Below are 15829 nucleotides of genomic sequence, written 5' to 3'. Positions count from 1 at the left end.
CAGCCGGCTTTCACCCGGGCGGCCGAACGACTCGGCTCCCGCGCAGGAGGTCGGCCCGTCCGACTCCCTGCGCGGTGCTCACCCGCCCGGACGCCGCCGGCCCGGGGGCCGTGTACCGGTGACTCAGGCTGTGGGGAATCCCGGCGTGCGGTGGTGGGTGCCGGTGAGGTCGACGGCGAGGGCTTCGACGGCGGCGTGGCGGGCGGCGAAGGCGAGTGCACCGGCGGGGCCCATGGCGAAGGCCGCGGTGGCCAGGGCGTCGGTGTGGGCGAGGTGGCGGCCGACCAGGGTCAGCGAGGCCAGGCCGGTGGCCGGGCGGCCGGTGTGGGGGTCGATGATGTGCGGGCCGCGCTCGGCCGTACCGGAGGTGGCGACCACGAGGTCGTGCCCGGTGACCGTCGCGGCCAGGGCGCCGGGGCGCAGCGGGTCCGCGATGCCCACGCGCCAGGGGCCGCCCGCCGTCTGGACGTCGCCGCCGCCGCTCACGCAGTGCTGCGCCGAGCCGGCGGCGCGGAGCAGCCGGGAGGCCTCCTCGACCGCCCAGCCCTTGACCCAGCCGCTCGGGTCGAGGCGGCCGGCGGGCCGGTCGGTGAAGTAGCCCGCCGTCTCGGCGGACAGCTCGCGGCAGCGGGCCAGGGCCTCGGGGACGTCCGGGTGGCAGCGGTCGAGGGTCAGCTCGCCGCGGTCGAGCCGACTGATGTCGCTGTCCGCCCGGTACGGGGAGAAGACGGCGTCGATCTCGTGCAGGCGGGCGGCGATCCGTCGCAGTGCGGCCACGGCCTCGGGCCCGGGGTCGCGGACGGTGAAGGAGAACACCGTGCCCATCACGTGCTCGGTGTGCCGCAGGGCCTTGGGAGCGGCGGCCGTCACCGGTCGGCCGCCCGGTCGAGGGCGCTCTGGAGGGAGCGGGTGTAGCCGTCGCTGGTGTAGGTCGCGCCGGAGACGACGTCGACGTCCGCGCTCTGGGCGGCCAGCGCCTCCTCGTTGAGGACGGGTATCGCGCTCGCGTTGATCTCGCGGTCGCGGTGGTCGTGGGTCGGGTACTGGACCACGTCGACCTTGGTGATCTTCGTTCCGTCGAGCGTGACCTTCACCTGGACCGGGCCGTACCGGGTGGAGACGGCGTCCCCGGTGACCGTCCGCACGGTCGAGCCCGAGCCGGAACCCGAGCCGGAGGAGGACGAGGAGCCCGACGAGGAGTCGGCGTCGGACGGGGCGAGGGCAGCGGACGGCGGGGCGGCCGAGCCGGCGCCACCGCCGTCGTGGGGCTTCAGGGAGAGCAGCAGGACCACGCCGGCTGCGGTGGCGGTGCAGGTGACGACGGCTCGGCGCATCGGTCGCTCCTCGGTGCGGACGTGGGCAGGTGTGGGCGGGTGCTCGACGCGGGCGGGTGCTCGACGTCTCGGTCAGAGTTCGAAGGCCTCGTGGTGGATGCGGCCCCGCCGCACCCCGGCGGTGCGCAGCGCACGGACCGCCTCCGCGGTGAACTCCGGCGGCCCGCACAGGTACACCTCGTGCGCGGCGAGGTCGGGGACGAGCCGGGCGAGTGCGACGCCGAGCTCCCCCGCCTCGGCGCGGCTGCCGAGGAGCTCGTGCACCCGGCCGCCGCGCCGCGCCGCGACCCGGGCGAGTTCCGCGCGGAACAGCACGGACTCGGCGTCGTGGGCCCGTTGGACCAGGGTCCGCTCACCGGGCAGGGTCTCGAACAGCGCCCGCAGTGGCGTGATGCCGACGCCCGCGCCGAGCAGCAGGACCTTGGGCACACGGTGCCGCCGGGCGGTGAACGCCCCGTACGGGCCCTCGGCGCGGACCCGGGTGCCCGGCTGCAGGCCGGCGACGGCGGCGCTGTGGGTGCCGAGGTCCTTGACGGTGAAGCGCAGGAAGTGCGGGTGGGCGGGAGCCGACATCGAGTACGGGTTGGCGGCCCAGCGCAGCTCCCTGGTCTGGAACTGGAGGCGGAAGAACTGGCCCGGTTCGGCGCGCAGTTCGGCCAGGTGGCGGCCGGTCAGGAAGACCGAGACGACGCCCGGGGCCTCATGGCGGACCTCGGCGACGGTGAGCCGGTGGCGGCGGTCACGCAGCCAGGGCAGGACGAGCCGGTACCAGCCGAGCAGCAGGGCGGTGGCGAGGTAGAGGGCGGTCCAGGCGAGTCGGGCGGGGCCGGGGCCGAGGTCGGTGCCGGTGGCGAGCTGGTGGCCGAAGCCCAGCGCGACCGCGAGGTAGGTGGCCAGGTGCAGGTAGTACCAGGTCTCGTGGCTGAGGCGGCGGCGGGCGGCACGCGCGGAGACCGCTCCGGTGCCGAGCAGCAGCAGGGTGGCCAGGGCGGCCTTCAGCATCTCGGGCCAGTGCAGGACGATGTCCACGCCCTCGGCGAGCAGGCCCCGGCCGTCGGTCAGGGCGTAGCCCCAGACCACGGTGAGGACGTGGACGGCGACCAGGCCGACGAGGTAGCGGCCGCCCCGGGCGTGCCAGCGGGCCAGCCGGTCGGCGCCGATGCCGCGTTCGAGCGGCGGCAGGCGGGCCATCAGGAGCAGCAGGACCGGCGCCGTGTAGCCGGCGAGCAGGCCGGTGATGCGGCCGGCGCCGGTGAGCCACTGGGCGGCGCCGGAGATCCGTGCGGTGTCCTGCCACCAGAGCGCCAGGACGGCGGCGGCGCCGGCAGCGACGGCCGTCTGCACGGCGACGGCCGTGGCGGCCGGCGGAAGGCGGCGCGGCCGGTGCCCGGCGCCTCGGTCGGGGACGGGCCCGCCGTGGGGTTCGACGCCACAGCCGGGGACGGCCCCTCCGTCGGGTGCGGCGCCGTCGTCACGGTCGGTGACGGCGGGGCGGCCGGGCCGTCCCCGGCGGACGGCGCGGGCGAGCTGCGGTGCGGTCACGGTGCCCTCCTCGGCGGCCGGTTCGGCGTGGGAGGCCCACCCTGCCAGCGGGCTCGCCGCTCCGCACACCTCTCAGAGACCCCTCAGAGGGCGCATACGGGAACGTTTCCGCAGGTCAGAACGGTTCCAAGCGGGCGGGGCCGGCCTGTGGGATCTCACCGCATTCTCAGCCGGAACCGCCCGCGCGGGCCCTCAACCGATGTCCAGCTGCCACCTGACCTCGTCGTCGTGCCACCGGTCCGTGGGAGTGAGTGCTGCGGCGGCCGCGACGGCGGCGGAGGCCAGGTGGTCCGGGTGGATGTGGGCGACGACCGTGTGCACTGGGGGCTCCAGGGGCTTCCGCAGCCAGGCGACCAGGCCGCGGACGGCCTCGGTGGCGATGCCGCGCCGCTGCCAGGGCGTTCCCACCACCCAGGCGATCTCCGCGCAGGCTCCGCGGTCGTCGGCGGTGACGGTGGCCTGGACCGTGCCGGTCAGAGCGGCCGTGTCGCGGAGCTCGATCACCCAGTTGCACCAGGCTTCGGCCGGGTCGGGCGAACCGGCGACCCAGCGCCGGTAGCGGGCGCGCAGGGCCTCGGCGGTGTCCGGAGCGCCGCCGATGAAGGTGTGCAGGCCGGGGTCGGACAGCACGCCGGCCATCTCGTCGGCGTGCTCGACGGTCAGCGGGAGCAAGGTCAGCCGGTCGGTGTGGATGGTCTCGGGCTTGAGCGTGGTCACACGGTCTCCTGGTGGGGGCGATCGTCGGGTGGCCGCGTACGACGCGGGTGCCGGCGCGGCGGCCGGGCAGGCGCGCGAGCCGGGCAGGCGCGCGAGCCGGGCAGGCGCGCGAGCCGGGCAGGCGCGCGAGCCGGGCAGGCGCGCGAGCCGGGCAGCCGCGCGAGCCGGGCAGGCCTGCGGGCCGAGGGGCGTGCGAGCACCCCGGGCCCGCCGCTACGCGGGCTCGGGGTCGGTGGCCAGCCGGGCGTGCAGGTGCTCGTCGTGGTACTCGCCGTCCCCGAAGCGGTGGGAGGCGCGCAGCGTCCCCTCGGCCGGGTAGCCGCAGCGCTCGGCCACCCGGCAGGACGCCGCGTTGCCGACCGCGTGGGCGATCTCGATCCGGCGGGTGTCCGCCGTGGCGATGCCCCAGCTGGTGACGGCCCGGGTGGCGCGGGTGGCGACGCCCCGGCCGCGGGCGGCCGGCAGCAGCCAGTAGCCGATCATGGCGAGCCCGTCGGCCCGGTCGGTCCAGCGCAGCGCGACGTTGCCGAGCAGGTCGCTGTCGGTGCTGTCGACGACGGCGAAGGCCGCGGTGTTGCCGGAGTCCCAGCCGGTCTCCCACCGGTCGAGGTAGGCCGCGGCCCCGGCCTCGTCGGTGGCGCGGATCGGGTTCCAGAGCGCGATGGCCGGGTCGACCGACGCCGCCAGGAGCCGGGCGACCACGCCGCCGCGAACCTCGGTCCGGCGGCCCCACGGACGGAGAACGATGTCGCCGAGGTCCAGCGTGACGGGGACGAAGGCGCGCTGGTCAGAGGTGGATTCCACGGTGCTCATCCGGTCTTCCTACCCCGCCTCCCGCCCACGGCGCCAGCGGATTTCCGGCTCCATCGGGGCGGCCGCCCCGGGGCCGGAAGGGGCGGCGGGACACCAGGGGCCGTGTGCGAGGATCGAGGCATGATCGAGGTGTTCACCGCCCACACGGCCGAGTTGGACGGCGCGCAGCCGGCGGCTGTGCGGTCGCTACTGGCGGACGTCTTCGGCGAGTTCTCGGACGAGGACTGGGAGCACACCCTCGGCGGGGTGCACGCGCTGGCCCGCGAGGACGGCGAGTTGATCGGCCACGCCGCGGTCGTGCAGCGGCGGCTGCTGCACGACGGGCGGGCGCTGCGGGCGGGGTACGTCGAGGGGGTGGGCGTCCGGGCGGACCGGCAGGGGCGTGGACACGGCGCCGCACTGATGGCCGCGCTGGAGACGGCGATCGTGCGCGCCTACGACCTCGGGGCGCTCTGCGCCGCGGACGAGGCCGCCGACTTCTACGCGGCGCGCGGCTGGCAGTGCTGGCGGGGTCCGCTGTCGGCCCTGACACCGGCCGGCCTCAGGCCGACGCCCGAGGAGGACGGCGCGGTGTTCGTGCTGCCCGGCGCGGCACCGCTCGACCTCGCGGGCGCCCTCGCCTGCGACTGGCGCGACGGCGACCTCTGGTAGGCCCCGCCCGGCCCGCGAGAACCGGCAGGGCCGGGCCGTCACCGACGCGTCGGCAACGGCCCGGCGGCGTGTCCCGGGAGGCGGTACGTCGGATCCGCGCGAGATAGCCGTTGTCGACCAGCCGGAGCACGTTCGGCCGGGCCGGGCCGTTCGGCACCAGCGCGGCGTCCAGCTGGCCACCCAGGCAAGCCGATCATGTGACGTTCCGCCAACCGAACTTCCTGGAAGGGCAATCGTGTCGGCGGAAGTGGCGAATCCGGTCCCGCGGGCGGACGGGGGCGGGCACCCTGGGGTTACGGTCCGTCGCACGCGCGTGCGGACGGGGGCCGCCCGTTCACGCGCGGACCGCCGCCGCCCCCGTCCGGCCGCCGTTACCGACTGCTGGGCGCCACCTTGCCGAGCAGGTGCAGCAGCCGGTCCAGCGAGTCCCGGGAGTTCGGCTCGGTCAGATTGACCATCAGGCGGAACAGCCCCTTCAGCAGGGCCGGGTGGCCGAGCCCCATGGCACCGGCCGCGCCGATCAGCTTCGGGCGCCCGAGCACGTCGGCGGCGAGCCGGCCGAGCGCGAAGTAGCCGTCGTAGGCGGCGCGCAGCGCCTGCGGGTAGGCGCGCAGGGCGAGGTCACGGCCGCGGTCGGTGCGCCGGGCGAGCGCCTGGACGATCGTCTCGGCGGCGTACCGGCCGGACTCCATCGCGTACGCGATGCCCTCGCCGGTCGCCGGGCTGACCGTGCCGCCGGCGTCGCCGACCAGCAACAGGCCGTCGGCGTAGTGGGGTTGGCGGTTGAGGCCCATCGGGAGGGCGGAGCCGCGGACCGGCTCGGTGACGCTCTCCGGGGTGTAGCCGTACTCCGGGGGGAGGTCGGCGCACCAGCGGCGGAGCAGGTCCCGCCAGTCCACCTCGCGGGCCACCGCGGCGGTGTCCAGCACACCCAGGCCGACGTTGGCGGTGCCGTCGCCCATGCCGAACACCCAGGCGTAGCCGGGCAGCAGGCGGCGGTCCGGGTCGCGCGGGTCGCGCAGGTCGAGCCAGGCCTCCAGGTAGCGGTCCTCGTGCCGCGGGGTGGTGAAGTACGTCCGATAGGCGACCCCCATCGCCCGGTCGGTGCGGCGGTAGCGTTTCATCGCGAGCGACAGCCGGGTGGAGTTGCCGTCGGCGGCGACCACCAGCGGCGCGCGGTACGAGACCGGCTGCTTCTCCTCGCCGAGCCGGGCCGTCACGCCGGTGATCCGGCCGGTCCGCTCGTCGACCAACGGGCCCCCCACATTGGCCCGTTCGACCAGCCGCGCACCGGCCGAGGCGGCGCGGCGGGCGAGCAGCTCGTCGAAGTCGGCGCGCCGGCGGACCAGTCCGAAGGGCGGATAGGCGGACAGCTGCGGCCAGTCCAGCTCGACGGTGCGGTGCCCGGCGACCAGGCGCAGCCCGCGGTTGTGCAGCCAGCCGGCCTCCTCGGACACGTCGATGCCGAGGTCGATCAGCTGTTTGACGGCGCGCGGGGTGAGGCCGTCGCCGCAGACCTTCTCGCGCGGGAAGGCCGACTTCTCCAACAGCAACACGTCCAGCCCCGTGCGGGCGAGGTGGTAGGCGGCGGTGGAGCCTGCGGGGCCCGCGCCGACCACGATCACGTCGGCGCTGTCCCGCCCCCGCACGGGGTCGGCGGCGGAGCCGGCGTCGGACAACTGCTGCTCTGGGCCGGGCATCACGTACTCCCACGGGTCGGATCGGCTGCGGAACCAGCGGAATGAAGCGGAATGAAGCGGAATCAGCGGTCTCAGACGATAGGGAAAGCGACCTCCGCGCCGCGCCCCGACACGCGGACCCGCCCCGATGACCGGTCGTTACCAGCCATCGGGGCGGGATCTGCGGGGCGGCGCTCCGAGGTTCTCCGGAGCGCCGCCCCGCAGGCGGTCAGAGGCCGCCGTTGACGACCGCGCTGGAGACGGCGCCGCGGCGCACGTTCCACTTGGCCAGGATCTTGTCGTAGTCGCCGTTGTGGATCAGGTTGTCCAGCGCCTTCGCCAGCACGTCCCGCAGTGCGGTGTCGTCCTTGGCGACGGTGATGCCGTAGGGACCGGCCTGAAGGTAGTTGGTGTTGGCCAGCTGAAACGTTCCGGCGCGGCCCGGCTGGGTGGTGTTGTACTGCGCCACCGGGTAGTCGTTCAGGTCGGCGGCCGCCGCGCCCGAGGCGACCTCGGCGAGCGCCTGGTCGTCGTTGTCGAACCGGTGGATCTGCAGCGGCTTGCCGGTCCGCTGGCAGGCCGGGACCTGCCGTGCGGCCAGCTCGTCCTGGACGGTGCCGCGCTGGACGGCGACCGCGCGGCCGCAGAGGCTGTCCAGGCTGGAGAGGTTCAGCGGGTTGCCGGCCTTGACCACCATGACGGTGCCGGAGCCGAAGTAGTCGACGAAGTCGACCCCGGGGTCGGCCTGGTGGCCGTCGTCGGCGGCTCCGAGCTGGCGCTGCTCGGTGTCGATGACCGCGGACATCGCCAGGTCGATCTGCTTGGCCTGGACGGCCGGAATCAGCTTCTCGAACGGCATGTCGACGAACTCGATCTTCACTCCGAGCTGCCCGCCGATCGCCTTGGCGAGCTCCGGGTCGATCCCGGCCGGTGCGGCGTTCGAGTCCCGGAAGTCTACCGGCGGGTAGTTGAGGTAGGAGCCGATCTTGAGCACTCCGGCGGACCGGACCGCCTTGGGGAGCCGGGCGTTCAGGTCGTCGTCGCCGCCGGCGGCCGGGGTCGCGCCGCCACCGCAGCCGGTGAGCAGCAGCCCGCCCGCGCCCAGTGCGGCGGCGGTGCGCAGCGGCGAGCGGGAGCGGGCGGAGGCGGCGCCGGCCGGGGCGACGGCGGGCGCGGACGTGGACGTGGACGTGGACGCGGACGTGGACGTGGACGTGGAAAGGGAACCGGAAGGAATGAGGGTGTGGTGCATCGCGATGCGTCTTCTTCGCAGGTGAGGGAGTGCGTTCGGGGAGACGCCGCGCCGGAGTGCCTGCCGGGTACGCAGTGCGGACCGCATCGCCGTGTGCCCTTGATCTGGCTGCCCCGGGGTGAGGGGGCGGCCGGTCGGCGGAGGTCCGCCGTCGGGGGCGGTCGGGGGTCATCCTCGCACCCCGGCCGACGGCCCGCGCCGCCGGGGGCGGCCGTCGGCCCGGCCGGGCGGGAGGTTCCGCGCAGGCGCGGAAGGGAGCGCCTGGGCGCGTGTCCACGCGTCGCACACCGCCCACACAATCGGGTGACCGGATCGTTGCACTGGACTATTCCGCGCAATTGAGGCAACCAACTGACAATCCGACCAAATCGACCTTGCGTCACGGCGGCGGCTGCGGGACCTTAGGCCCTCTCGTTCACCGTCACAGTCCGTCACCGGACCGGCGGGACGGACGAGGGCTCTCCCACCTGCCGCGCAGGCCCTTCCGGGCCGCCGATCCACGATGGAACCAGCATGCGCATCCGCTCCACCGCGGCGCGATCCCTCGTCGCCGTCCCCACCGCCGCCGCTCTGCTGCTGCTCGCCCCGACCGCGCAGGCCGCGGCCGGCGGCAAGCCCGCCCCGGGCAACAACGGCACCGTGAAGATCCACGACGCGGCGACCGGGCAGGAGGACACCCGGAACGAGCCCAAGGTCTGCACGTTCTACCTGGACTCCTTCGGCTTCGACCCAGGCCAGGACGTCATCTGGCTGATCGCCGAGGTCCACGACAAGAGCGAGACCGCGGTGGCCTACGGCGACCTGCCGGTCGACGGCAAGGGCCACGTCCGCACCGAGGACATCAACCTCCCGGACGGTCACTACAAGCTGTACTGGGCCTCGGTCGAGCTGAAGGACGGCAAGCTGCCGGCCGAGCCGGAGCTCAACAACCCCAAGCACAAGGTGTTCAAGGTGGACTGCGGGGGCAGCACCCCGACGCCGACCAAGTCCGCCCCTCCGCACAAGCCCACCGGCAAGCCGTCGCCGAGCGTCACCCCCACCAAGACCGCGACCCCGACGCCGACCGCCACCACGACGCCGTCGCAGTCCCCCACCCAGACGCCGTCGCCGACCGCCACCCCCACCAAGACCGCGCCGCCGACCACCCCGCCGGCCACGCCGACCGTCACCCCCACCGTGACGGCCACGCCGACCGTCACCGCGACCCCTTCGGTCACCCCGTCGGTCACCCCCTCGGCGACGGCCACCGCGACCCCCTCGGCCTCGCCGTCCGCCACCACCTCGCCGTCGGCCGTGCCGACCACCGAGGCCCCGGCGCCGACCACCGGGCCGTCCACGGCCCCCACCGCCACCGTCCCGGTGAAGACCCCGCCGGCCGGCACCGTGGTCAACCCGGAGAAGCCGCTGATCATGCCCGCCGCGGTCAGCGTCCCGACCCCGATCCCGGGCACCGCCCAGACCGGCAAGGACCTCGCCTCCACCGGTAGCGACGGCACCCTGCTGGTGGCCGGCGCCGGTACCGCGCTGCTGCTGGCCGGCGCGGGCGCCGTGGTCTACACCCGCCGGACCCGCAAGTCCTCCTGACACCGGGCAGGATCGCGAACGGCGGGCCGGTGACCACCTGGTCTCCGGCCCGCCGCCGTATCTCCCCTGGGCCGCTCCCGTCGCGGGGGGCGGGAGCGTCTCAGGGGTTCACCGCGAGCACCACGTAGGCCGCCAGGACGGCCAGGTGCACGGCGCCCTGCAGCGGCGTGGCGCGGCGCGGGATGACGGTCAGGGTGCCGACCACGACGGTCAGCGCGAGCAGCACCAGGTGGGACGGCCCGAGACCGAGCACCAGCGGGCCGGACAGCCAGACGGTGGCCAGCGCGACGGCCGGGATGGTCAGGCCGATGCTGGCCAGTGCCGAACCGAGCGCCAGGTTCATGCTGGTCTGCACCCGGTTGCGCAGCGCCGCGCGCACGGCCGCGATGGTCTCCGGCAGCAGCACCAGCATCGCGATCACGACGCCGACCACCGAGGACGGCAGCCCCGCCGAGTAGACCGCGGACTCGATGGTCGGCGAGACGGCCTTGGCCAGACCGACCACCGAGACCAGCGCCACGCCGAGCAGCCCGAGGCTGGTCAGGGCCGCCCGGGTGGTCGGCGGGTGCGCGTGGTCGTCCTCGTCGAGCACCTCGCCCTCCGCCGTGACCGGCAGGAAGTAGTCGCGGTGCCGGACCGTCAGGGTGGCCACGAACAGCCCGTACAGCAGGAGCGACGCGGCGGCCGCGAAGGCCAGCTGGGTGGTGGAGAACTGCGGGCCGGGCGAGCTGGTGGTGAAGGTCGGCAGGACCAGGCTGAGCGTCGCCAGGGTGCCGACGCAGGCCAGCGCCGCGCCGGTGCCCTCGGCGTTGAACACCGCCACCCGGTACTTGAGCGCGCCGACCAGGATGCACAGGCCGAGGATGCCGTTGCAGGTGATCATCACCGCGGCGAACACGGTGTCCCGGGCCAGTGTGGCGGCCTTGTCCCCGCCGTCCGCCATCAGCGTCACGATCAGCGCCACCTCGATGACCGTCACCGCCACGGCGAGCACCAGGGAGCCGAACGGCTCGCCCACCCGGTGGGCGATCACCTCGGCGTGGTGCACGGCGGCCAGCACGGCGCCCGCCAGGAAGTAGGCCACCAGGCCCACCCCCCAGCCGGGCAGGTCGCGCTTCCAGGTCAGGACGAGGACGACGAAGGCCGCCACGGGGACGACGACCGTCCACTGCGCGGCGACCGCGCGGAGCTTCGGGAACATGCGGTCACCATCGCAGACCGGCCCCCGTCCGCCGCGCAACGTCGCCGGGCGGCCGACCCGATGCGATCAGCTCCTCGCCCCGCGTCCGCCGCCGGTCAGCCACCGTACTCGGCGAGGTAGCCGAGCACCTTCGTGACGTGCGGTCGGACCCGCTCGGGGACGCCGCCGGCGTCGGCGACGGTCTTGTCGCTCGTCCGGTAGCCGGCCGCGACGAGGGCCGACAGGTCGGCGGTGAAGCCGCGGTGCTTGAACTGCTGGTCGAGCCAACAGACGTAGTTGCCCATCGAGACGATCGCGTCGGCCGGGTCCATGTAGTCCTTCACGCCGTCGTGGTCGCCGTCCTGCGCCCAGGCGTTGAAGACCGCGGGCGTCCACATGGCGACGCCGTACTCGCCGGACTCCGGCCGGGCGGCCTGCGGGTCGAAGCCGCTCTCGGCCTTGAGCACGGCCGCGATCAGCGCCGGGGTGATCTCCGGCTCGGGGCAGCGGCGGGCGGCGTCCTCGATCGGCCCGCGCAGCGCGACGGGCACGTCCGAGCCCTCCGGGATGGCACCGGCGGGCGACGGACGGACCGACGACGGGACGGCGGGCCGGCCCGCGGGCTGCGCCGTCACGGCCCGGCCCGGCGTCGAGCCGGCCCCCGCGGCCGGGGCGGACCCGGTGGCCGGGGCGGACGCCGGCTCGGGCCCGCCGGCCAGGGCCAGCAGCACGGCGGCCAGCACGGCCAGGCCGCCCGCACCGGCCACCGCCGCGGCCCGGGGCGTGCGCCTCGGCCCGGCGGCCCGGCGGTCGCCGCCCCCGCCCGGGCCGCCCGGGCCTGCCGGCTCCCCCTGCTCCCCCAGTCCGCCCGGGCCTCCCGGGCCTCCCGGGTCTCCCGGGTCTCCCGGTCCTCCCGGTGTCGGCAGCAGGGTCGCGAGGTCCAACCGCGCCCGCTCCTCGCGGTCCGCCGTCAGGCAGGCCGTCACCACCGGCCGCCACCGCTGCGGCAGTGCGTCGTCGAGCCGCAGCGGCGCCGCGCCGCGGGCATACGCCTGGCCGGCGAGCGAGCGGGCACGGGCGGTGGCACCGAGGAACGGGTGCAGCCCGCCGGTGAGCAGCTGGTGGGCGAGGACGCCGAAGGCCCAGACGTCCGCGCTCGGCCGCAGGGCGACGCCGCGCGCCCCGGTCCGCTCGGACCACCACTCGGGCGGGACGTGGTCGGGCGAGCCGAGCGGCGGCGCGTAGGCGTGGGTGCCCTCCAGCTCGGCGGTGAGGCCGAAGTCGGCGAGCTTGGCGGTGCCGTCCGGCATCAGCAGGACGTTGCCGGGCTTGAGGTCCCCGTGCACCCAGCCCGCGGCGTGCATGTGGGTCAGCCCGGCGCAGACCTCGGTGAGGACGCGGTCGGCGTCCGGGACGGGGGTGCGCGGGCGGGCGGCGGCGAGGACGTCCTGGAGGCTCCGTGCGGCGCGTTCCATGACCAGCGCCACCGCGCCGTCGAGCTCCGGGTGCGCGGGGTCGTCGACGGTGACGACGGCGAGGGTGCGGATCAGGTGGGGGTGGTCGGCCCGGCGGCTGAACCGCGTCTCGCTGCGGGCGATCTGCGCCATGGTGCGCCGCTGCCCCGGGCTGAGTCGGGCCGGGCCGAGGAACTTGACCGCGACCTCCGGGGGTTCGCAAGTCCCGCGCGCGGCGTAGACGCTGCCCCAGGCGCCGGCGCCGATCGGCTCGCCGATGCGGTAACCCGCCACCCGGTAGCCGGGCGGCACCGGGTGGCGGGGGTCGCCGCCCGCCGGGGACGGGGGGTGCGGATCGCCGGGCCGGCCGGGCTCCCGCACGGCGGGTCAGCGCCCGTGCCGGGGCGGGAGCAGGGTCAGGTGCTCCTCCCGGACGAGGTCGAACTTCAGTGCCAGCGCGACGAGTTCCTCGCGCTTGCCGCCGCTGCGCGCGCCCGGGGCGGCGGCGTCCTCCGGCGCTTCCCGCAGCCGGAGCTTGGTCGCCACCAGGTAGTCGATGTGGTAGTTGACGGCGGAGCGGGTGAGCCCGCGGCATGACGGCAGGGCGCGCAGTCGGTCCACCACGTCGGTGGCCCCGGGGACCACCGCGGCGGAGGGCGAGCGAAGCCGCGGCTCGCAGAGGGCGAGCAGGACGAGGAAGTACTTGGAGGTGGGGTCGAGTGCGAACGGGCTGACCGTCAGCTCACCGGAACCGGCGGCCGACTCGCCGTCCAGGTAGGCGTGTTGGGGGGCGAAGACCTTGAACTCGACCGGTTCGCCGAGGGCGGGCAGCAGGACGCGGGAGAACTCGAAGGGCACCGGCGCGCCGAGCCGGCCGGGAGCGACCTTGACGTGCTCGCCGGCGCCTTCCAGGTTCTCCACCACGTAGGTGGCGGAGGGGCTGAAGTTGGAGAGCCGCCAGTAGTCCTCGGCCGCCGTGACCTCCCCGGCGCGGCGCGAGATGCCCTGGTCGGCGAGCGGGATGGCGGCGGGCCGGCCGGGCTCGCCGCGCCCGAACCCCGCGCTCTCGCCCGGTCCCAGGTGGAGCAGGGCGGGCCTGACCGGCACCGGGCGCCGCGCGGCGACAGCAGGAAGCGCGGGCCCGGCGCAGGACCGGGCGGACCGCCCGCCGGACGCGGTTTCCGGGCGGGGATCGGGCAGTTGGACGATGACCGTGTCCATCCGGACCACCTCCGTGGATCGGGTCGATCGTAGCCGTCCGAACCACCTCCCGCGGGTACGCCACCCGGACGAGTGAACGCCGGTGCGGCGCACGCGCCCACCCGCTCCGACCTGGCGTCAAACACATGATTCGTAAGCGGAGTTGACGGAGAGTTGAACCCTTGGGAACGGGCGGTGACACATCATCCGGTAGCAGCATGTAGTTGAACGGTCACCTTGAGTGTGACGCAGCGCACATATGTCACACGTTCGAAATATGCAAGACTCATCCCACCCAGTGAGATTCCCTTTCATTCCAAGGAGGTTCACATCATGCGCGCTCGGATCGCAGCTCTGATGGTCGCGGCGGCAGGTATCACGGCGGCGACGATCGCCCCCGCCTCGGCGGCGGTGATGTCCGCCGAGACCGGTGCAGCCAGCTGTGCCGCCGTGGTCGACCGGCCCTGCGTCTGGCAGGAGAAGGACGGCGGGGGCGTCGTCGGCGTCGCACAGTTCTCCGCCGCCGACCCGGGGCAGCTGACGATGGTTCAGGTCGAGATCCGCACCCAGAAGGCCTGGGGCAGCCCGTGGATCACCACGGCCTCGGCGACCACCGTCACCACCGGCCTGGTCAAGGCGGTCACCCCGCGGGTGTCCACCCACGACCTCAAGATGATCTGCGCCACCGGCGGACCGGCTCTGGACGCGACCCAGCGGGTGACCACCTGCACCGGGCCGTTCTGATCCCACCGCAATGCAGTGAATGACGATCCGTCATTGCGCTCGCGGTCGGCGACCGCGTCGCCGTCTGGCGGAAACGAGGCCCGTGGTGGGCCAGGCGGGTGAGACCCCGTCACCGTCGCCCGGGTGAAGGCGCCCGGTCGGCGTTCGACGAGGTGGGGCCCGCCGGGGCCGGCAACGAGCAGTGAAGCCGGCCCGAGTCGGGGGGCCGGGTGGGGATCGGGACGGCGGGCAGCAGCCCCGGCCCCCTCCCCGGCCCCTCCCCCTCCCCCTTCCCAGCAGCACCCCCAGGAACCTCCCAGCCCGCACTCAGGCCAAGGCCTCGTCAACAATGCGCCAACCTCCCGCCGAACGCCGACCGGCCTGTGCAACCCTCCTCGGAGCATGGGATTTTGCTCTATCTTGGGAATTGACTCGGGCGGGGCGGGCCGCCCATTCGGCTGGCACATGCCGACACGGCGGAGCCTGCCCGCGCACCGTGCATCACCCCCGCCGCCGCAGGACCTACGGGGACGAAGGGGGAGCGTGCCGATGCCCGAGGGGCCCACGCATTCGACCGGGGCCGACACCGGCCCGACCGCCGGCACGAGAACGACCGGCCCGGACGGCTCAGACCGCCGACGGGTGACGATCAGCCAGGACCAGCGCAGGACCGGCCACCTGCACGGCCACATCGGGCAGGCCACCGGGCAGACCCCGGCCACCCCCGCCACCCCGGCCGCGCCCGCACCGCGCGGACGCCTCGCCGACCGGCGCGGCACCGTCGACGCCCTGCTCCGCAACTCCCCCGCACAGCCGCTGTACCGCCTCCTGGCGACCCGCCGGCTCGCCGTCCTCGCCTACCACGGCATCGAGGACCCGCGGACCTTCGCCCTGCAGATGGCCCGGCTGGTCCGGATCGCCCGCCCGGTCTCGCTGGCCCGGGTCGAGCAGGCCGTCCACGACGGCCGACCGCTGCCGGCCCGCAGCGTGCTGGTCACCTTCGACGACGGCGACCGCACCGTCCTCACCGAGGCCCTGCCGGTGCTGACCCGACTGCGCGTCCCGGCCGCCGCCTTCGTGGTCACCGACCACATCGACGGCGACCGGCCCTTCTGGTGGTCCGAGGCCGCGTTCCTGGCCGCCCGCGGCGGCACCGCCCGCAGCCTGGCCGGCTGCGCCCCCGGCGCGGTGGTGCGCCGGCTGAAGACCCTGCCCGACCCCGACCGCCGCACCGCGCTCGCCGAACTCCGGGAGAGCGCCGGCGTCCGCGCGCCCCGGCAGGAGCAGCTCAGCCGGGACGACCTGCTGACGCTCCACCGCTCCGGGGTGGCGATCGGCAACCACACCGCCGGCCACCCGTGCCTGGACCGCTGCGAGGACGACACCGTCCAGGACGAGATCACCCGCGCCCACGAAGCGCTCACCCGCTGGCTCGGCGGCGAGGCGCCCACCGCCTTCGCCTACCCCAACGGCAACGTCGACGGGCGCGCCGACACCCTGCTGCGGCGCCTCGGCTACCGCGTCGGGTTCCTGTTCGACCACCGGCACGACCGGCTGCTGCCCGGACAACCGTTGCGGATCAGCCGTCTTCGGGTGAACTCCACCACCAGCCGCGACCGGTTCGACACAATTCTCTCCGGGCTTCATCCGGCCGTGCACCGGCTGCGCGGCGGGGCCTGAACAGCACTGGGGGGTTGGGG

General features: G+C 75.1%; 14 protein-coding genes. 4 read left to right on the top strand and 10 right to left on the bottom strand.

All coding sequences use genetic code 11. The annotated features are described in order from the left end of the window. Positions 1 to 123: 123 nt before the first annotated feature. The 5 genes from RMN57_RS34045 to RMN57_RS34025 form a co-directional block, all read right to left on the bottom strand. Positions 124 to 825 (bottom strand): FAD:protein FMN transferase, encoded by a 702-nt coding sequence (locus RMN57_RS34045; protein ID WP_313768055.1) that lies wholly within the window; start codon positions 823 to 825, stop codon positions 124 to 126. Positions 826 to 866: 41 nt separating this feature from the next. Beyond that, on the bottom strand, positions 867 to 1334 hold the full coding sequence (locus RMN57_RS34040; protein ID WP_313767144.1) for an FMN-binding protein: 468 nt from the start codon (positions 1332 to 1334) through the stop codon (positions 867 to 869). Between the two features lie 72 nt (positions 1335 to 1406). Then, on the bottom strand, positions 1407 to 2876 hold the full coding sequence (locus RMN57_RS34035; protein ID WP_313767143.1) for a ferredoxin reductase family protein: 1470 nt from the start codon (positions 2874 to 2876) through the stop codon (positions 1407 to 1409). 192 nt (positions 2877 to 3068) lie between these two features. Beyond that, positions 3069 to 3593, bottom strand: a complete 525-nt coding sequence (locus RMN57_RS34030) for a GNAT family N-acetyltransferase (protein ID WP_313767142.1) — start codon at positions 3591 to 3593, stop codon at positions 3069 to 3071. Between the two features lie 213 nt (positions 3594 to 3806). Next, positions 3807 to 4406, bottom strand: a complete 600-nt coding sequence (locus tag RMN57_RS34025; protein ID WP_313767141.1) for a GNAT family protein — start codon at positions 4404 to 4406, stop codon at positions 3807 to 3809. Between the two features lie 120 nt (positions 4407 to 4526). Between RMN57_RS34025 and RMN57_RS34020 the strand changes: the two genes are divergently transcribed. Further along, positions 4527 to 5057 (top strand): GNAT family N-acetyltransferase, encoded by a 531-nt coding sequence (locus RMN57_RS34020; RefSeq protein WP_313767140.1) that lies wholly within the window; start codon positions 4527 to 4529, stop codon positions 5055 to 5057. A gap of 371 nt (positions 5058 to 5428) precedes the next feature. Here RMN57_RS34020 and RMN57_RS34015 read toward each other — a convergent pair whose 3' ends face one another. Both RMN57_RS34015 and RMN57_RS34010 read right to left on the bottom strand, forming a co-directional pair. Beyond that, complete coding sequence (locus RMN57_RS34015) at positions 5429 to 6757, bottom strand: geranylgeranyl reductase family protein (RefSeq protein ID WP_313767139.1); 1329 nt, start codon at positions 6755 to 6757, stop codon at positions 5429 to 5431. A gap of 208 nt (positions 6758 to 6965) precedes the next feature. After that, positions 6966 to 7988: an ABC transporter substrate-binding protein gene (locus tag RMN57_RS34010; RefSeq protein WP_313767138.1), complete on the bottom strand. Its 1023-nt coding sequence runs from the start codon at positions 7986 to 7988 to the stop codon at positions 6966 to 6968. A 513-nt stretch (positions 7989 to 8501) separates the two neighbouring features. Here RMN57_RS34010 and RMN57_RS34005 point away from each other — a divergent pair. Continuing rightward, positions 8502 to 9572, top strand: a complete 1071-nt coding sequence (locus tag RMN57_RS34005; protein ID WP_313767137.1) for an LPXTG cell wall anchor domain-containing protein — start codon at positions 8502 to 8504, stop codon at positions 9570 to 9572. A 100-nt stretch (positions 9573 to 9672) separates the two neighbouring features. Here RMN57_RS34005 and RMN57_RS34000 read toward each other — a convergent pair whose 3' ends face one another. From RMN57_RS34000 to RMN57_RS33990, 3 genes are all read right to left on the bottom strand, one after another. After that, a complete protein-coding gene (locus RMN57_RS34000; RefSeq protein WP_313767136.1) occupies positions 9673 to 10773 on the bottom strand; it encodes an ionic transporter y4hA in 1101 nt (366 codons plus the stop codon). Between the two features lie 95 nt (positions 10774 to 10868). Then, a complete protein-coding gene (locus RMN57_RS33995; RefSeq protein ID WP_313767135.1) occupies positions 10869 to 12587 on the bottom strand; it encodes a protein kinase domain-containing protein in 1719 nt (572 codons plus the stop codon). A gap of 6 nt (positions 12588 to 12593) precedes the next feature. Then, positions 12594 to 13427: a serine/threonine protein kinase gene (locus RMN57_RS33990; RefSeq protein WP_313767134.1), complete on the bottom strand. Its 834-nt coding sequence runs from the start codon at positions 13425 to 13427 to the stop codon at positions 12594 to 12596. A 312-nt stretch (positions 13428 to 13739) separates the two neighbouring features. On the opposite strand from RMN57_RS33990, the gene RMN57_RS33985 reads away from it, so the two are divergent. Both RMN57_RS33985 and RMN57_RS33980 read left to right on the top strand, forming a co-directional pair. Continuing rightward, the gene (locus tag RMN57_RS33985; protein WP_313767133.1) at positions 13740 to 14150 is read left to right on the top strand and encodes a hypothetical protein; all 411 of its coding nucleotides are present in this window, start codon (positions 13740 to 13742) and stop codon (positions 14148 to 14150) included. A gap of 621 nt (positions 14151 to 14771) precedes the next feature. Then, positions 14772 to 15809 carry a polysaccharide deacetylase family protein gene (locus RMN57_RS33980; RefSeq protein ID WP_313767132.1) on the top strand — a complete coding sequence of 346 codons (1038 nt, stop codon included), beginning with the start codon at positions 14772 to 14774 and terminating at the stop codon, positions 15807 to 15809. Positions 15810 to 15829 lie beyond the last annotated feature (20 nt).

Source organism: Kitasatospora sp. CM 4170 (assembly GCF_032110285.1).
GTDB lineage: Bacteria > Actinomycetota > Actinomycetes > Streptomycetales > Streptomycetaceae > Kitasatospora > Kitasatospora aburaviensis.
The sequence above is the reverse complement of the archived record's forward strand: the minus strand, read 5'-3'. Positions and strand labels throughout refer to the sequence as shown.

Excerpts from the sequence above, each read along its gene's own strand:
- RMN57_RS34045 (WP_313768055.1), bottom strand. The coding sequence starts at position 825 with ATGGGCACGGTGTTCTCCTTCACCGTCCGCGACCCCGGGCCCGAGGCC.
- RMN57_RS34040 (WP_313767144.1), bottom strand. The coding sequence starts at position 1,334 with ATGCGCCGAGCCGTCGTCACCTGCACCGCCACCGCAGCCGGCGTGGTC.
- RMN57_RS34025 (WP_313767141.1), bottom strand. The coding sequence starts at position 4,406 with ATGAGCACCGTGGAATCCACCTCTGACCAGCGCGCCTTCGTCCCCGTC.
- RMN57_RS34020 (WP_313767140.1), top strand. The coding sequence starts at position 4,527 with ATGATCGAGGTGTTCACCGCCCACACGGCCGAGTTGGACGGCGCGCAG.
- RMN57_RS34015 (WP_313767139.1), bottom strand. The coding sequence starts at position 6,757 with ATGCCCGGCCCAGAGCAGCAGTTGTCCGACGCCGGCTCCGCCGCCGAC.
- RMN57_RS34010 (WP_313767138.1), bottom strand. The coding sequence starts at position 7,988 with ATGCACCACACCCTCATTCCTTCCGGTTCCCTTTCCACGTCCACGTCC.
- RMN57_RS34005 (WP_313767137.1), top strand. The coding sequence starts at position 8,502 with ATGCGCATCCGCTCCACCGCGGCGCGATCCCTCGTCGCCGTCCCCACC.
- RMN57_RS34000 (WP_313767136.1), bottom strand. The coding sequence starts at position 10,773 with ATGTTCCCGAAGCTCCGCGCGGTCGCCGCGCAGTGGACGGTCGTCGTC.
- RMN57_RS33990 (WP_313767134.1), bottom strand. The coding sequence starts at position 13,427 with ATGGACACGGTCATCGTCCAACTGCCCGATCCCCGCCCGGAAACCGCG.
- RMN57_RS33985 (WP_313767133.1), top strand. The coding sequence starts at position 13,740 with ATGCGCGCTCGGATCGCAGCTCTGATGGTCGCGGCGGCAGGTATCACG.